This is a genomic window from Salinivibrio sp. YCSC6 (assembly GCF_004916735.1).
Classification (GTDB): Bacteria; Pseudomonadota; Gammaproteobacteria; order Enterobacterales; family Vibrionaceae; genus Salinivibrio; species Salinivibrio proteolyticus.
On record NZ_CP039516.1, the window covers coordinates 2,199,695 to 2,216,298 of the forward strand.

At 50.7% G+C, this 16,604-nt stretch carries 14 protein-coding genes; all 14 read right to left on the reverse strand.

The features are described 5' to 3' along the window. Positions 1-97 precede the first annotated feature (97 nt). Complete coding sequence (accA, locus tag E8E00_RS10170) at positions 98-1,057, reverse strand: acetyl-CoA carboxylase carboxyl transferase subunit alpha (protein ID WP_096631083.1); 960 nt, start codon at positions 1,055-1,057, stop codon at positions 98-100. A gap of 55 nt (positions 1,058-1,112) precedes the next feature. Continuing rightward, on the reverse strand, positions 1,113-4,592 hold the full coding sequence (gene dnaE / locus E8E00_RS10175; protein WP_096631081.1) for a DNA polymerase III subunit alpha: 3,480 nt from the start codon (positions 4,590-4,592) through the stop codon (positions 1,113-1,115). A gap of 46 nt (positions 4,593-4,638) precedes the next feature. Beyond that, positions 4,639-5,238 carry a ribonuclease HII gene (gene rnhB / locus E8E00_RS10180; RefSeq protein ID WP_077480448.1) on the reverse strand — a complete coding sequence of 200 codons (600 nt, stop codon included), beginning with the start codon at positions 5,236-5,238 and terminating at the stop codon, positions 4,639-4,641. After that, entirely contained in the window at positions 5,228-6,385 is a 1,158-nt protein-coding gene (gene lpxB, locus E8E00_RS10185) for a lipid-A-disaccharide synthase (RefSeq protein ID WP_096631079.1), read from the reverse strand. The genes rnhB and lpxB overlap by 11 nt, the downstream gene beginning before the upstream one ends. After that, the gene (gene lpxA, locus E8E00_RS10190; RefSeq protein WP_096631077.1) at positions 6,385-7,173 is read right to left on the reverse strand and encodes an acyl-ACP--UDP-N-acetylglucosamine O-acyltransferase; all 789 of its coding nucleotides are present in this window, start codon (positions 7,171-7,173) and stop codon (positions 6,385-6,387) included. The genes lpxB and lpxA overlap by 1 nt, the downstream gene beginning before the upstream one ends. Before the next feature lie 2 nt (positions 7,174-7,175). Further along, positions 7,176-7,628, reverse strand: coding sequence for a 3-hydroxyacyl-ACP dehydratase FabZ (fabZ, locus tag E8E00_RS10195; protein ID WP_069588651.1), 453 nt, complete (start codon positions 7,626-7,628; stop codon positions 7,176-7,178). Positions 7,629-7,712: 84 nt separating this feature from the next. Further along, a complete protein-coding gene (lpxD, locus tag E8E00_RS10200; protein ID WP_077663042.1) occupies positions 7,713-8,738 on the reverse strand; it encodes a UDP-3-O-(3-hydroxymyristoyl)glucosamine N-acyltransferase in 1,026 nt (341 codons plus the stop codon). A gap of 18 nt (positions 8,739-8,756) precedes the next feature. After that, a complete protein-coding gene (locus E8E00_RS10205; protein WP_069588615.1) occupies positions 8,757-9,266 on the reverse strand; it encodes an OmpH family outer membrane protein in 510 nt (169 codons plus the stop codon). Positions 9,267-9,286: 20 nt separating this feature from the next. Next, positions 9,287-11,725: an outer membrane protein assembly factor BamA gene (gene bamA / locus E8E00_RS10210; RefSeq protein WP_077455957.1), complete on the reverse strand. Its 2,439-nt coding sequence runs from the start codon at positions 11,723-11,725 to the stop codon at positions 9,287-9,289. A 32-nt stretch (positions 11,726-11,757) separates the two neighbouring features. Continuing rightward, positions 11,758-13,113, reverse strand: coding sequence for a sigma E protease regulator RseP (rseP, locus tag E8E00_RS10215; protein WP_069588612.1), 1,356 nt, complete (start codon positions 13,111-13,113; stop codon positions 11,758-11,760). Then, complete coding sequence (gene ispC, locus E8E00_RS10220; protein ID WP_096631075.1) at positions 13,110-14,306, reverse strand: 1-deoxy-D-xylulose-5-phosphate reductoisomerase; 1,197 nt, start codon at positions 14,304-14,306, stop codon at positions 13,110-13,112. The genes rseP and ispC overlap by 4 nt, the downstream gene beginning before the upstream one ends. 18 nt (positions 14,307-14,324) lie before the next feature. Then, a complete protein-coding gene (locus E8E00_RS10225; protein WP_096631072.1) occupies positions 14,325-15,176 on the reverse strand; it encodes a phosphatidate cytidylyltransferase in 852 nt (283 codons plus the stop codon). Between the two features lie 15 nt (positions 15,177-15,191). Beyond that, positions 15,192-15,962 (reverse strand): isoprenyl transferase, encoded by a 771-nt coding sequence (locus E8E00_RS10230; protein ID WP_069588608.1) that lies wholly within the window; start codon positions 15,960-15,962, stop codon positions 15,192-15,194. Positions 15,963-16,037: 75 nt separating this feature from the next. Continuing rightward, complete coding sequence (frr, locus tag E8E00_RS10235; RefSeq protein ID WP_069588606.1) at positions 16,038-16,595, reverse strand: ribosome recycling factor; 558 nt, start codon at positions 16,593-16,595, stop codon at positions 16,038-16,040. Positions 16,596-16,604 lie beyond the last annotated feature (9 nt).

A 16,604-nucleotide genomic window follows, 5' to 3' on the forward strand; every position in this document is an offset into this window, starting at 1 on the left:
CATCTGTCATTGTGAGTCTGCGCCTATTGTTGCTGGCGCGTAGCAAAAAGAAAAGGGCCATTAGGCCCTTTCATTGTGCTCGATTGCCGAGTGGCAATTAGCAGTAACCATAACTGAGCAAACGCTGATATCGGCGGTCGCGTAGGCTTTCAGTATCCAATGCTTCCAAATCCGCGAGCTGGCTAATCAAGGTTTGTTTAATGCTTTGTGCCGTCGCTTTCATATCGCGATGCGCACCACCTAGAGGCTCTTCAATCACAGCATCAATCAAGCCCAGCTCTTTCAAGCGTGGCGCAGTCATACCCATTGCGTCTGCCGCTTGTGGTGCTTTGGCCGAATCACGCCACAAAATAGAGGCGCAGCCCTCGGGCGAAATCACTGAGTATGTTGAATACTGGAGCATATTGACGTAGTCACCAACACCGATCGCCAAGGCACCGCCTGAGCCGCCTTCACCAACCACATTACAGATCACCGGCACGGTCAGGCCCGCCATTTCCTTCAAGTTACGTGCAATGGCTTCTGACTGACCACGCTCTTCTGCCCCCACGCCTGGGTAAGCACCGGCAGTATCAATAAAAGTGATCACTGGCATGTTGAATCGCTCTGCCATTTTCATCAAGCGTAATGCTTTGCGATATCCTTCAGGCTTTGGCATACCAAAATTACGCTTTACCTTCTCGTTGGTATCACGGCCTTTTTGGTGACCGATGACCATCACTGGACGCCCTTCTAAGCGTGCAATACCGCCTACTAGGGCTTTGTCATCCGCATAGGCGCGATCGCCCGCCAGCTCGTCAAATTCGTGAAAGATAAGATCGATATAATCATAGGTGTAAGGACGTTGAGGGTGGCGCGCCAGTTGTGCCACTTGCCATGCCCCTAAATCACCAAAGATCTTGCGCGTAAGCTCAAGACTCTTGGTTTCCAGTTGTTCAATTTCCTTATCAAGATTAACCGCATCTTCTCCGCCACGCTTGGAGACAGCGCGAAGGGCTTCAATTTTAGCTTCTAGCTCTGCGATCGGTTGTTCGAATTCTAAAAAGTTAAGACTCATACCAAGAGAATCCTATTGGTCACCGCCGGTGTACGCGATGCGTCACCAGCTAAGCTTAGTTAAACTCTAATTCGACCTGCTCGTCGCCAAGCAAGCCTTTTAAATTATCGATCAGTTCATCCGCGGGGGTAATTCGCCACTCCGCCCCTAAACGTAACCGCGCCCGTGCATCACGGCGCTGGTAATAAAGATTCACTGGCACAGTCCCTGAACGGTACGGTGCCAACGTATCATGAAACCGTTCAAAAAACGGGGCATCAATTTGCTCTTCCATGATAGAGATGCCCAAACAGCGCGCATATTTTTCTCGCGCTTGACTGATGTCCATGATTTCACGGGCCGTCATTTTAAGCCCACCATTGAAGTCATCAAAGCTGACCTGTCCTGAGACCACCAGAATTCTGTCTTTCTCCACCAGATCGAGATATTTGTCGAGTACGTCAGAAAAAAGCATCACTTCCATGCGGCCCGAGCGATCATCAAGGGTTAAGATCCCAAGACGAGAACCGCGCTTGGTGGTCATGACACGCGCCGCAATCACAAGACCGGCGACCGTAGACACCACATCACGCTTAGTGGCATGCGCGTCTTCCAATCGCCATGTCACATAGTGTTTAAGCTCTTTACGATAGCTATTGATGGGATGGCCGGTCAAATACAACCCTAGGGTTTCTCGCTCCCCTTCCAGCCACACTTTATCTGGCCAAGGTGCCACATTCGCATAGGCGTGCTCGACCTCTTCCGGTGCATCCGTGAGGACACCAAACATATCGGTTTGTCCGTAAGACTCGGCTTGATGATGCTGACTGGCCGCGCGAATAGCGTCATCGAGTGATGCCATCATTGCCGCTCGATGAGGGCCAAGCCTATCCATGGCGCCTGCGCGAATCAAGCGTTCAATCACACGCTTATTGACTTTTTTGGTATCAATGCGCGCACAGAAATCAAATAAGTCACGGAAGTAGCCATCTTGCTCTCGCGCCGCAACTATATTGTCGATCGGCCCTTCACCCACCCCTTTAATCGCGCCAATACCGTAGACAATCTCCCCTTTGTCATTGACGGTAAAGCGGTGCAAACCCGCGTTCACATCTGGGGGGAGTACCGTTAGTTTCATGCGACGGCACTCTTCCACCAGTCCGACAACTTTATCGGTGTTATCCATATCCGCGGTCATAACGGCGGCCATGAATTCAGCCGGATAATGCGCCTTTAACCACAGTGTTTGATAAGAGACCAAGGCATAAGCGGCGGAGTGTGATTTGTTGAAACCATAACCGGCAAACTTTTCCACCAAGTCAAAGATACGCATGGCAAGTTCGCCATCAATGCCGTTTGCGATCGCGCCTTTTTCAAAGATGTCGCGCTGCTTGGCCATTTCTTCGGGTTTTTTCTTACCCATCGCACGACGTAGCAAATCGGCGCCGCCGAGCGTATACCCGGCTAAGATCTGGGCAATTTGCATCACCTGCTCTTGATACAAGATGATGCCGTAGGTCGGCTCAAGGGTCTCTTTCAGTGACTCATGTTGCCACTTTTCATCGGGATAAGAGACTTGTTCTCGTCCGTGTTTACGGTCGATAAAGTTATCCACCATCCCTGATTGCAATGGGCCTGGGCGGAACAGAGCCACCAGTGCGATCATGTCTTCAAAACAGTCCGGTTGGAGACGCTTGATCAGCTCTTTCATGCCCCGCGATTCCAGCTGGAACACAGCTGTCGTCTCTGCCTTACGCAGCATCTCGAATGATGCTTGGTCGGCCATCGGAATCGCCGCGATATCGATAGGATCTTTGCCTTGCGCTTGTAAGCGAGGGTTAATCATTCCCAGCGCCCAGTCGATAATGGTCAGCGTCCGCAGCCCCAAGAAGTCAAACTTCACAAGACCGGCCGTCTCAACATCGTTTTTATCAAACTGGGTGACAGGGTGGTGCCCTTCACTGTCACAATATAGCGGTGCAAAGTCCGTAATCGTCGTAGGTGAAATCACCACCCCGCCCGCGTGCTTACCCGCGTTACGTGTCACCCCTTCGAGCATGCGGGCCATGTCGATCAACGCTTTGACTTCTTCGTCTGCGTTATAAACCTCAACCAACTGCGGTTCAGCTTCAAACGCCTTTGCCAGCGTCATGCCCGGGTCGGGCGGCACCAATTTAGAAATACGGTCAACAAACCCATAGGGGTGACCCAATACACGACCCACGTCTCGGATCACCGCTTTGGCCGCCATGGTACCGAAAGTAATGATCTGGGATACCGCATCCCGGCCGTACATTTCGGCCACGTGGTCGATCACCAAATCACGCTTATCCATGCAAAAGTCGACATCGAAGTCGGGCATGGAAACCCGCTCTGGGTTCAAGAAGCGCTCAAAAAGCAGATCAAACTCTAGGGGATCCAAATCAGTGATTTTAAGGGCGTACGCAACCAAGGAGCCGGCCCCGGAACCCCGTCCGGGTCCCACCGGAATATCGTTATCTTTTGACCATTGGATAAACTCCATCACGATCAAAAAGTAACCAGGGAAGCCCATTTGGTTAATCACACCGAGTTCACGGTCAAGGCGTTCGTCGTATTCAGGTCGCTTAAGGGCGCGCTCTTTCTCATCGGGGAAAAGAAACGCCAGTCGCTCTTCTAGGCCTTCTTTGGCGCGTTTGACCAAGTACTGATCAATCTCCATCCCTTCGGTTGGGAAGTTCGGCAGGAAGTATTCATTAAGTCTGACCGGCACATTACAGCGCTTGGCAATTTCCACGCTATTTGCCAATGCTTCTGGGATATCCGCAAAGAGCTCGCACATCTCTTGCTCGGTGCGCAGATATTGCTCGGCACTGTAGTTTTTCGGGCGACGTGGGTCGTCTAACGTATAACCATCGTGGATGGCCACACGGATCTCGTGGGCGTCAAACTCGTCGGGCGAGATAAAGCACACTTCGTTCGTCGCCACCACTGGCAGGTCGTGCTCGGTGGCAAAGTCGACCGCAAAGTGTAGGTACACTTCTTCATCCTGACGTCCGGTGCGAACGAGCTCCATGTAATAAGCATTGGGGAAATGGGCTTGATAAAAACGGGCGCACTCTTCAGCAAGCGCCTTATTGCCTTTCAGTAAGGCTTTGCCCAAGTCTCCTCGGCAACCGCCAGATAATACAATCAACCCGTCAGCGTGTTCTACCAGCCACTCTTGGTCGATCACTGGCGTATGTTGAACATGGCCGCGCAAGTAAGCTTTGGAGATCAGTAAAGTGAGGTTTTTATATCCCGCTTTATCCGCGGCAAGAAGGGTCAGCTGACATAATTCATCGCCAAACGCCTCCGATTGCACCTTAAAATCGGCACCAATGATAGGTTTCACACCCACATTATTCGCGGTGTTATAGAACTTTACCAACCCACAAAGGTTGCTAAAGTCTGTCAAGGCCATCGCAGGCATGCCCATTTCGGCCACTTTCTTAACCAGTGGCGGGACTTTGGACAACCCATCGACCATGGAGAAATCACTGTGAATACGTAAATGGACGAAACGTGGCTCAGACATAAAACTCGTTACTATCTAGGGATTGGAAATGATAAAGCGCCGTCACTTACGCTAAACCAAGGGCGCGTTTAACCGGTTTAAAGCTTTTTCTGTGCATTGGTAAAGCGCCATGCTCACTCAATGCGGCCATATGCGCCTTGGTAGGATAGCCTTTGTGCTGGGCAAATCCATAGGCCGGATAGGCGATGTCCAACTCAGCCATTTCTCTATCACGGTCTACTTTCGCCAAGATCGACGCCGCACTGATCTCGGCGACACGCAAGTCGCCTTTCACCACTGCTTGCGCCGGCATCGGGAGCGAGGGAACACGATTACCATCAATCAATGCGTAGTCGGGAGTCACGGCAAGGCCTGCAATAGCGCGTTGCATCGCGACCATGGTGGCCTGAAGAATATTTAAGCGATCAATTTCTTCGGGCTCTGCGCGCCCTACCGACCACGCCAGGGCTTTGGCTTTGATTTCATCGTACAACGCGAGACGTTTTTTCTCACTCAGCTTTTTTGAATCGGTGAGCCCTTCAATCGGTTGATTCGGATCGAGGATAACAGCCGCTGTGACAACCGCGCCCACCAAAGGACCTCGCCCAACTTCATCCACGCCAGCAATCAAGCGTGCGTCAGGGTATACAAATGCCTCATCTGTCATGATTTTTTACTAACTCTAATACTGCGGAGGCTGCAGAGGCATCCGCATCTTTACGAATGGTTTGATGCAGCTGTGTAAAAGTCTCAAGCAAGGCTTGGTTATCGCCATCCAACATGCGTGAAACAGCTGCTGCCAGCGCCTCAGGCTCGCACTCTTCTTGCAATAATTCGGGCACCAAAGGGGCATCAGCGAGGATATTGGGCAAAGACACATAGCGCGTTTTGAGCAAACGCCGTGCTAGCCATGCAGTCAAAGGCTTCACTTTATAGCCTACAACCATGGGACGCTTCAGCAACATACACTCAAGGGCAACGGTACCAGAGGCCAGCAGCACCGCATCAGAAGCACTGATCACTTGCCTTGCCGTATCATTCACCAAGGTAAATGACAATTCCGGCGCATGGATTTGCCACGCCTGCTCGAATTGTGCCCGGCGTGCGTCATTCACCAAAGCGACCACAAAGCCGAGATCAGGATACTGCTGTGACAGACGCTGGCAGGTTTGCAAAAATGGCGGCGCCAACATTGCCATCTCACTCCCACGACTTCCCGGCAAGACGGCTAACCAACGTTTGTTGGTATCCAGCCCCAACGCTTGTTGTGCCTCGCGCTGATCGACTTGCATGGGAATGCTATCAGCCATGGTGTGGCCGACAAACGCGCAAGGGACGTTGAACTTATCGTAAAACGCTTTTTCGAACGGCAAAAACGCCAAGACAAGATCGGTCGCGGCCGCAATTTTAAAAATACGCTTTTGACGCCATGCCCAGACCGAGGGACTGACATAGTGAACCGTTTTAATGCCGGCCTGTTTTAACGATGCTTCGAGACGTAAGTTGAAATCAGGCGCATCAATACCGATAAACACATCGGGGGGATGGGTAGTGAAGTGTTTGACGAGGCTCGCTTTAACCTTCAGCAAACGGGGCAAACGGCCGAGCACTTCAACCAGCCCCATTACAGCAAGCTCTTCCATATCAAATAGGCTCTGGCAGCCTTGCGCTATCATGCGCGGCCCACCAATACCGACAAATTCCACATTGCCGTATTGGGCCTTAATTGCCTTGATAAGACCTTCACCTAAAACATCGCCGGAGATTTCTCCGGCGACAATTCCCACTCGTAATGGACGTTCGCTGGGCAACATTAACGAATGATGCCTCGTGTTGAACGTTCAAAGAAATCAACAAACAGGGCCAAGGCAGGATCGTCCTCGACCTGGCTAGCCAACATCTGTTTGACCTCTTCAAGGGTTTTACCGGAACGATACATGTTCTTGTAAACCGCACGAATCGCACGAATCGATGCTTTCTCGAATCCGCGACGCTTCAATCCTTCCACGTTAATGCCGAAAGGCGCGCAGTGGTTCCCCTGAGCCATCACATAGGGGGGGATATCTTGGACCACAATAGAACCGCCCCCCAACATCGCATGGCTACCCACCACACAGAATTGGTGAATCGCAGACATGCCGCCCACAATGACGTAATCGTCGATGTGTACATGACCGGCTAGGGTCGCATTGTTGGCAAAAATACAGTGATTTCCGATCACACAATCGTGTGCCACGTGGGCGTTGATCATGAATAGGTTATCATTGCCAACTTTGGTCTCACCTTTGTCTTGTACCGTACCACGGTGCATGGTGACACTTTCACGAATGGTGTTGCGATCGCCAATTTCTAGCGTCGTGGGCTCACCCGCATATTTCAGGTCTTGGCACGCTTCACCGATCGATGCGAATTGATAGATGCGGTTATCTTGGCCGATACGCGTAGGACCTTTAATCACGACATGCGTCATGACTTCAGTACCCGCACCAATCTCAACACCTTCTCCGATAAAAGAAAATGCGCCAATCTTAACGTTTTCTCCCAATGTCACCCCGTCTTCTACAACGGCGGTCGGGTGGATATAGGCAGTTTCGTGGATCACAATTAGATCTCTCTTCTTGCGCACTTCAGTTCCGCCGAGCAGACAACGTCTCCGTCTACTTTCGCTACTCCGGTAAAGGCAGCAATTCCTCGGCGCTCTTTAATAAACTCCACCTCGAGGACCAGTTGGTCTCCCGGTGTAACAGGACGGCGGAATTTCGCGTTATCAACGCTTGCAAAATAGTATAGCTCGTTGTCTTTTGGCTTCCCGAATGTCTTAAATGCCAGCAAGCCAGTGGCTTGCGCCATTGATTCAAGGATCAATACGCCAGGAAACACAGGCAACTGAGGAAAGTGGCCGGTAAATTGAGGCTCATTCACGGTAATGTTTTTTATCGCGTGAAGGTATTGGCCTTCTTCATAATCGGTAACGCGATCGATCAACAAAAACGGATAGCGATGTGGTAGCAGCTCTTTGATTTCGTTGATGTGTAACACTTTGTTTTCGCGAGTCAAGGTAGTATTCCCGTTCAAATCCAATACTGACTTCTTTAACGCAAAACGGCCCGCGTTTTTGAGGCGGGCCTGCAATCTGTTGCGTTAAGCTTGGTTATCGAGCTGTTTTTCGAGCTCTTTTAGCCGCTTGTGCATCTCGTCAATCTTGAGCACACGCGCGGCTGTTTTCCGCCACTCGCGGTTGGGCTGTAACGGAATGCCGGACGAGTACATGCCCGGCTCAGTAATCGGTCGCATTACCATCGCCATACCTGTGATGGTAACGTTGTCTGTGATTTCCATATGGCCATTAAACACACTGGCGCCGCCGATGATGCAGTGCTTACCTACTTTTAGGCTGCCTGCCATCACAGTTGCACCAGCCACTGCCGTGTTTTCGCCGATCGATACATTATGCGCAATCTGACACTGGTTGTCGATAATCACGCCATCAGCAATGCAGGTATCGTCCAATGCACCACGGTCAATGGTCGTACACGCACCAATTTCGACCCGATCACCAATCACAACACGACCTAGCTGCGGGATCTTAATCCACTTACCTTTTTCATTCGCGTAGCCAAAGCCATCCGCGCCGATTACGGTTCCCGCCTGTACCAAGCAGTCCTCACCCAAAACCACATCATGGTAAATGGTGACATTGGCCCAAAGTTTGGTTCGTGCACCCAGTTTGGCGCCTTTACCGACAAAACAGCCCGCACCAATCTGCACGCCATCACCAATTAAGGTTCCGGACTCGACCACCGCGTTAGGACCAATCGCCACGCCTTCACCCAGAATGGCATCTTCGGCAACGACCGCCGTCGGCGCAATGTCAGTGGCACAGGCAGGTGTGGTATCTAAAATTTGGGCCACTTTGGCATAAGCCACATAAGGGTCAGCAACCACCAAGGCATTGCCTTGGCAGTATGACACGTCCGCTTCTTTCAGCATCACCGCACTGGCACGGCACTGCGCCAAGTGTTTGCGGTATTTCGGGCTCGATAAGAAGGTGATTTGCCCTTCTCTCGCTGAATTCATCCCTGCTAGCGAGGTTATTGTTACAGCACCGTCTCCGTGGAGCTGAGCGTCCAGTTTTTCCGCTAATTCAGCGAGAGTAATCGAAACCATGGGCTCCTCGATTGTTTGTTATTTTACTGCATTAATGACTTTTTCAGAGAGATCGTCGCCTGGGTTAGCGTACAAGATGGCATTGGCATCCAATACAATGTCGTAACCTTCTTGCTCAGCCACTTGATCGATGGCGGTTTTTAGCTTTTTGACCAGTTTAGACTCTTCTTGGCCACCACGCTTGCGTTGATCTTCCTGTAACGCTTTTACTTTTAATTTGTAGTCCGACTCCATCGATTGGAGTTCACGCTGCAGTTTGATGCGCTCATCTTCGCTCATCAGCTCGCCGTTGCGTTTCAGCTTTTCAACCCCTTCTGAGAGCTTTTCTTTCATGCGCTCAATTTCCGCTACACGGTCTTTGAATTCAGCACGCAGCTTTTCGTTAAGGTTGTTTTTTTGAGCCAGCTGAGACATCACCGCCCCAGTCGATACGTAGCCCACTTTCTGTGCAGCATCAGCCGCTGATGCGTACATGGACGTGGTCAGAATTGCGACACTAAGTCCCGCTGCTTTCAAAAATGATTTCACAATAGTCTCCTTTCTGATGATCAGAATGTGCGCCCGATAGTGAAGGTAAAGAACTCTTCATCATCGCCAGGCTGGCTTGTAATAGGTTTTGCAATAGAAAACACCAAAGGTGCCATCGGTGACATCCATTGTAGGGCTACCCCGTAAGAGGCACTGATATTGGATGGATCTGAGTAATCTTTCGTGCCAGCGGGATAACCATTTGCTACCAGTTCACTACTGTCAAACTCGGTGTCCCACACTGAGGCGGCGTCCACAAAGACACTGGTACGAATTTGCTGACGCGCTTCGTCAGAGGCAAACGGAGTGGGCACAATCAGCTCTAAGCTACCTTGTGCGATGGCGTTACCACCCACTGCATCACTCGAACCATAGCTACCTTCGCTATACTCTTTATCTCCGTCCGGCTGAACAGAACCGCCACTTTCCTTGTCTTTGTAAATGGCTTTGGGTCCAACAGTGTTCGAGCGGAAACCACGCAAGGTCGAGAAACCACCCGCGTAATAGTTTTCATAAAACGGCAACATATGATCTTGGCCATTGATCTGGCCATAGCCATTGCCGTAACCAAGGCGACCACGCATCAACAGCGTGAACTCATGCTCTTGAGTTAACGGCACATACTGGCGGATATCATATTGCATTTTAAAATACTGGACGTCAGAGCCCGGCACTGTCATTCGGTAAGAAGCTCGCTGATAGTTACCTGCCGTAGGGAAATAACCACGGTTGAGGTTATTACGCGTCCATGAAACGGATAAATCAAAGTCATCAACTTCCAAACCACCATTGCTAGTTTGATGATCCTTGTGACGCTCCATAAACTTGTCAATTTGGTAATACTTACCGATGTTTTCGATTTTGTTGTGGGTATAGCCCAACCCAAAATCAATTGAGTTCAGTTCATCGGTCCAAAAGCCCCACGTCAGTTTCGACCCATAACTTTTATTTGTGTACTCGACGATGTTCGCGTCTCGCGCCTCAAACTCGTTATAGAACACCTTGCCTCCGAGGCTAACACCATCGAGGGTAAAGTAGGGGTCACGATACTCAAGCGTCAGGTTCTTACGGTAATCGTTAACCATGGCATTAATACCAAAGCGATTACCCGTACCAGCAAAGTTATCTTGCTGCAGGCCCAGCTGTAAGCTCGCTCCTGATTCGGTACCATAGCCGATACCAAAGTTGATACTGCCCGAGTTGGCTTCTTTAACCTTATAATTCACATCGACCTGATCGTCGGTGCCAGGAACCCGCTTAGTGTCTACTTCAGCACTTTGGAAAAAACCGGTTCGGTTGAGACGCTCTTTACCACGACTCACGGCTTTAGCATTAAGCCAAGTGCCTTCAAGTTGACGCATCTCACGGCGCAGCACTTCATCCTTGGTGGTGGTATTACCGGTAAAGCGAATGTTTCGGACATAAATACGTTTGCCCGGCTCAACGTTGACCGTCAGCGACACTTGCTGATTCTCATCATCAAACGTCGGCAAGGTACTCACTTTCGGGTAGGCAAAGCCGGTTTCACCGAGGTGGCGTTTAATCGCCTCTTCCAACGCTGTGACCTTGTCCCCGTTATAGGTATCACCTCGGGTAAAGTTCACTAGCGAGCGGTAGATCTCCTCATTCTCAGGATCGCCACGGAAGCTTAGATCCGCCACTTGATAGGGCTTGCCTTCGTTAACATTTAAGGTGATGTATACACCTTTTTTATCCGGAGAAATCGCCACTTGGGTCGACTCAACGCGGAACTTCAAATAGCCGCGATTTAAGTAGTAGCTGCGTAGCTTTTCCAAGTCACCCGCCAGCACTTGCTTTTGGTATTTCTCGTTAGCCAAGAAGTTCCACCAAGGAACATCAACACGCAAGTCGAAATTATCGCGCAGCTCTTCATCACTGAAGACTTGGTTGCCCACAAAGTTAATCTGCTCGATTTTTGCAGAAACACCTTCGGTGAAGACAAATTTCAGATCCGCACGGTTACGTGGTAAGGGTGTGACCACGGCTTTCACCGATGCACTGTATTTTCCCACGCTGTAGTAGAAATCTTCTAAGCCTTTTTCAATCTTGCTGAGCTTGGTGCGGTCTAACGCCTCACCTACACGCAACCCTGATGCGGTCAGGTTTTCTTTCAGTTGCTCTTCTTTGATGGCTTTGTTGCCTGAAAACGAAATGCTGGCAATGGTTGGGCGCTCGATCACTTTCACTAAGAGTGCATCATCATCACGATAAACCCGCACATCCTCAAAGTTACCCGACGCAAACAGAGCATTGATGACATCCGCGACATCGCTATCATCCACCTTGTCTCCAACACGCACCGGCATAGAGAGCAATGCTGCCCCTAAACTAACTCGCTGTAGGCCCTCAAAGCGGATATCGCTGACTTGGAATGTATCCGCATGCGCCACACTGCTACTGACTAAAAGAGACGCTATTAATAGTTTTTTCATCGCCATGTGCTTCTGACTTATCCTTGAATACTAACCGTTTAAAGTCGGGCGAAGTCGTTAAACAATGCCACTGCCATTACCATCATCAACACGGCAGCGCCGATGCGATACCCAAAGTCTTGTACGCGCTCTGGTACAGGCCGGCGTGTTACCGCTTCAATACCAAAGAACAATAAATGCCCGCCGTCCAAGACCGGTAGAGGTAGCAAATTGATAATGCCGAGGTTAACGCTGATCAGCGCCATAAATCCTAAAAATGAGATCAACCCGATCTCTGCTGTCATCCCTGCGCCTTTGGCGATAGAAATCGGCCCGCTCAGGTTATTGACACCCACATCCCCAACAATCAGCTTTTTCACCATATTCACGGTGAGGCTGATAACCTGTCCGGTTTTACTCACTGCCTCAGGGATTGCCGCCAGCGGCCCATATTGCTGCGTAAAACGATAAGCCTCCGGCCAAGGTGCCATTTGCGGCGCAATACCTGCGTACCCGGTGACCTTGCCATTACTTTCACGCGCATCCGGTGTTAGGTTTAACACCTGCTCACGCCCGGCGCGCGTCACCGTCACCTGCAGCGGTTGATTCGGGCTTGCTTGTACCGCCTCAACCAGTTCAGACCACGCTTGTAATCTGTTGCCATCAATCGCCACTAAGGTGTCACCAGACGCAATACCAGCCTTCGCAGCGGCACTGCCCTCCACCACCTGGGCCACATCGAGTGTAATCGCAGGACGGTAAGGGGTGATCCCTAAGGTTGTCAGCGGAGACTCAGTCTCTGGATTAAACTGCCACGCGGTTAAATCCAATCTGTAGTCCCGACTATAACTGGATGCCACATCGGGCTTTGCTGTCATGGTCATCTGCTCATCACCGATATGGTTGATGAGTGAGAAATTAACAGCCTGCCAATCTGCGGTTTCGACGCCCGAAATATGGGTAAGTTCCATACCCGGTTCAATTCCGGCCTCTGCAGCGATGGAGTTGGGGGTTATTTGACCAATGACGGGTTTAACCGCTGGGATCCCCATCATGAAAATCAACCAATAAGCGACCACCGCAAAAAGAAAATTGGCAATAGGCCCTGCGGCGACAATTGCACTGCGTTGCCACAGCGGTTGATTATTGAATGCACGTGGTTTGTCATGCTCAGCGACCGCCTCAATGCGTTCGTCGAGCATTTTGACATAACCACCTAACGGAATGGCAGCAATGACATACTCGGTATCGTCTTTGCCCCGCCAGCGCCATAGTGCGCGCCCAAAACCAATCGAAAAGCGCTCAACTTTTACGCCACAGCGGCGCGCGACCCAAAAGTGTCCATACTCATGAATGGCCACCAACACACCGAGAGCGACAATAAATGACGCTGCGTTCCATAGAAATGCACTCATTTTGCAACCTTAGCAATGTGCTCCTTAGCCGTAATTCGCGCCATTCTATCCAGCTCCAGCAGGCAATCCAAGCTTGATGGCGAGCGAAGTGTGCTTTGTGATAACACCGCCTCATTAATCCGTGCGATGTCCATAAAGCCTATCTGCCCTTTCAAGAAGGCATCCACTGCTTGTTCATTGGCGGCATTGAGTGTCGTTGTCGCCGCCTGCCCCTGCTGGCACGCCTCAATCGCCAAAGACAAGCAAGGATAACGACGGGCATCCGGTGCCATAAAGGTAAATTCGCCAATTTGGGTAAAGTCGAGCGGTGCAACCGACGTCGTCACACGTGATGGATACGCCATCGCATGGGCGATAGGCGTACACATATCAGGGGTGCCTAATTGGGCGAGTACCGAACCATCGCTCATTTGCACCATCGAGTGAATAACCGATTGGGGATGAATCACAACCTCGAGCTGATCGGCACGTGCATTAAATAACCAGCGTGCTTCAATATACTCCAAGCCTTTATTCATCATGGTGGCGGAATCAACGGAGATTTTTGGTCCCATCGACCAATTGGGATGAGCAACTGCTTCCGCTACGCTCACGGTATGCAAGGTCTCAGGTTCACGATAACGGAAAGGCCCCCCTGAGCCTGTGAGCAAGATTTTGCTCACGCCAGCAGCACTCAGATCGCAGCGGCCAGGGTTAGCTTGTACAACCTGCGGTAAGCACTGGAATATCGCATTGTGCTCACTATCGATAGGTAATAGCTCTGCCCCATGTTGATAAACTGCATCAATAAAGAATTGCCCTGACATCACCAAGGCCTCTTTATTGGCAAGCAAAACGCGCTTACCCGCTTTCACCGCAGCCATAGTCGGCATCAAGCCTGCCGCCCCCACCACGGCTGCCATCACCATATCCACCTCAGCCAAAGATGCGAGCGTGCATAAACCTTGCTCTCCGGCCAACACTTCTGTGTTAAGCCCTTTCGTTTTCAGCGCTTGCGCCAATTCCAATGCAGCGTTCTCATCGGCCATGGCCGCAAAACGCGGCCGCCAATGCAAACACAGGCGAGTCATCTTTTCCACATTGGTATTGGCCGCCAGTGCGGTCACTTCGAACTGTTGAGGGTTAGCCTCAACCACAGAAAGCGTACTGGTTCCGATCGAGCCAGTGGCACCTAATACAGTGATTTTTTGCATGTGATACGCTCGTTTTACTTAATTCGCAAACGCGAAATACAGCACGGTAAAAACGGGAAATGCAGCGGTCAAACTATCAATTCGATCCAAAATACCGCCGTGGCCAGGTAATAAATTCCCACTGTCTTTCACGCCAGAGACACGCTTAAACATGCTCTCTGCCAAATCGCCCAGCACCGATGCTAACGCTGTGACCACAGCGATACAAAGCAGCGCGCCCACGCTCGCAAAGTGAATATCGAGAAGCTGCGCACCGGCCCATGTCACGGCAACGGCGGCCACGAGCCCACCAAGCAAACCTTCTAGGGTTTTATTGGGGCTCACCGCCGGCGCCATTTTATGTTTACCGAACGCTTTACCCGCAAAGTAGGCACCGCTATCCGCACACCACACCAACACAAACACCAGAAGGACCAGTTTCGCACCGTAATAGGTGGAAAACTGATAGTCTGCGGCGCGTAAAATCAACACGCTCCACATAAAGGGCAATAAGGTCAAAAGACCGAATAGCTGGCGCAGTAAGCGACTGTGCGTCCAAAGCGCTCCGGATTTTGGAAAGGCTAAGACCAACCCGGTGGCAAACAACCACCATGCTGCCCCCGCCGCTGCTACCGAAAAGGGCGCCACCGCTAAGTGGCTCAGCGCATAGGCACTAAAAGGGAGACTATAAATGGATAGCGCCAATGCCGCAGCTGGAACGATAAAGGTGAGCCATCTTGAAGAGCTGGACACAAACTGTGTCCACTCCCAATGCCCGAGCAGCGTCACAGCCGCAATCACCGCAACAAACGCGGGAAAAGGCAAATAAAAAACAGCGGCGACCACCAAAGGGACTAACAAGGCCGCGGTTAAAACACGTTGTTTGAGCAAACTGATTCCTCGTGGTTACTTATCGGTTGTTAGCATGGCTTTGATTTGCTCGCCGGTACAGCCAAAGCGTCGTTCACGATTGACATACCAAGCGACCGCATCGAACAGGCTTTGCTCGTTGAAATCGGGCCAATATTGTTCTGTAAAATACAACTCGGCATAGGCGGCTTGCCACAAGATGAAGTTACTAATGCGACATTCGCCACTGGTGCGGATCATTAGATCCACATCGGGTAAGTCAGATAGCATCAATTGACGAGCAATATCTTGCTCTGTGATATCGCTGACCTGTAATTGACCAGTCGCGACTTGCTCTGCGACACGACGTGCCGCTTGAGTGATATCCCATTGCCCACCATAGTTAGCCGCAATATTGAGCACGAGTTGATCGTTATTTGCGGTCAAAGCTTCAGCTTCAGCAATTTTTTGTTGTAGCGATGGGTTAAATCGAGAGGTATCACCGATAACGCGAAGTTGGACACCATTTTTGTTCAAGCGTTTGACTTCGCGAGAAAGCACACTGATGAACAACTCCATCAGCACACTGACTTCATCTTCTGGCCGACGCCAGTTTTCACTGCTGAACGCAAACAAGGTTAGGGCTTTTACCCCAAGCTCCGACGCCGCCTTCACCGTTTTACGCACTGCTTTAACACCGGCTTTATGCCCAAATACACGGGCTTTGCCTCGCGCCTTTGCCCAACGTCCGTTTCCATCCATGATAACGGCAATGTGCTGCGGTAGGGCGGCAGACTCGAGCTGCGCATCAAGAGACTGGGAACTCATGTTTCTCCTTGGCAAATAAAAAGCGCTGTACTGCACGCACAGCGCTTTGACATTGGTGGTAAAGTCTAATGAGATTTAGACTTCCATCAACTCTTTTTCTTTTGCATCAAGAAGCGCATCAACATTCTTCACCGCAGCATCCGTCAGCTTTTGAATTTCATCTTGTGCACGGCGCTCGTCATCTTCAGAGATTTCTTTGTCTTTCAACAGTGCTTTAAGGTCACTATTAGCGTCACGGCGGATGTTACGTACCGCAACGCGGCCTTGTTCGCCTTCTGCGCGCACCAACTTGACCATCTCTTTACGACGCTCTTCTGTCAATGGAGGAAGCGGCACACGAATCACGGTACCTGCTGATGCTGGGTTAAGGCCCAAATCTGCAGTCATGATCGCTTTTTCAACGGCTTGTGCCACTTGCTTGTCAAAAACAGTAATCGCCAAGGTTCGTGCATCTTCAGCAACGATAGAGGCGAGTTGCTTCAACGGTGTTGGTGCACCGTAGTATTCAACCGTAATGCCTTCCAACAAGCTTGGGTGGGCACGACCGGTGCGAAGTTTTGAAAGATTGTGTTTAAGCGCTTCTACACTTTTATCCATACGCGCTTTGGCGTCTGCTTTAATATCGTTAATCACTGGAGGTAT

Coding starts and splice junctions, on each gene's coding strand:
- accA (WP_096631083.1), bottom strand. CDS start 1,057: ATGAGTCTTAACTTTTTAGAATTCGAACAACCGATCGCAGAGCTAGAA.
- dnaE (WP_096631081.1), bottom strand. CDS start 4,592: ATGTCTGAGCCACGTTTCGTCCATTTACGTATTCACAGTGATTTCTCC.
- rnhB (WP_077480448.1), bottom strand. CDS start 5,238: ATGACAGATGAGGCATTTGTATACCCTGACGCACGCTTGATTGCTGGC.
- lpxB (WP_096631079.1), bottom strand. CDS start 6,385: ATGTTGCCCAGCGAACGTCCATTACGAGTGGGAATTGTCGCCGGAGAA.
- lpxD (WP_077663042.1), bottom strand. CDS start 8,738: ATGGTTTCGATTACTCTCGCTGAATTAGCGGAAAAACTGGACGCTCAG.
- bamA (WP_077455957.1), bottom strand. CDS start 11,725: ATGGCGATGAAAAAACTATTAATAGCGTCTCTTTTAGTCAGTAGCAGT.
- rseP (WP_069588612.1), bottom strand. CDS start 13,113: ATGAGTGCATTTCTATGGAACGCAGCGTCATTTATTGTCGCTCTCGGT.
- ispC (WP_096631075.1), bottom strand. CDS start 14,306: ATGCAAAAAATCACTGTATTAGGTGCCACTGGCTCGATCGGAACCAGT.
- E8E00_RS10230 (WP_069588608.1), bottom strand. CDS start 15,962: ATGAGTTCCCAGTCTCTTGATGCGCAGCTCGAGTCTGCCGCCCTACCG.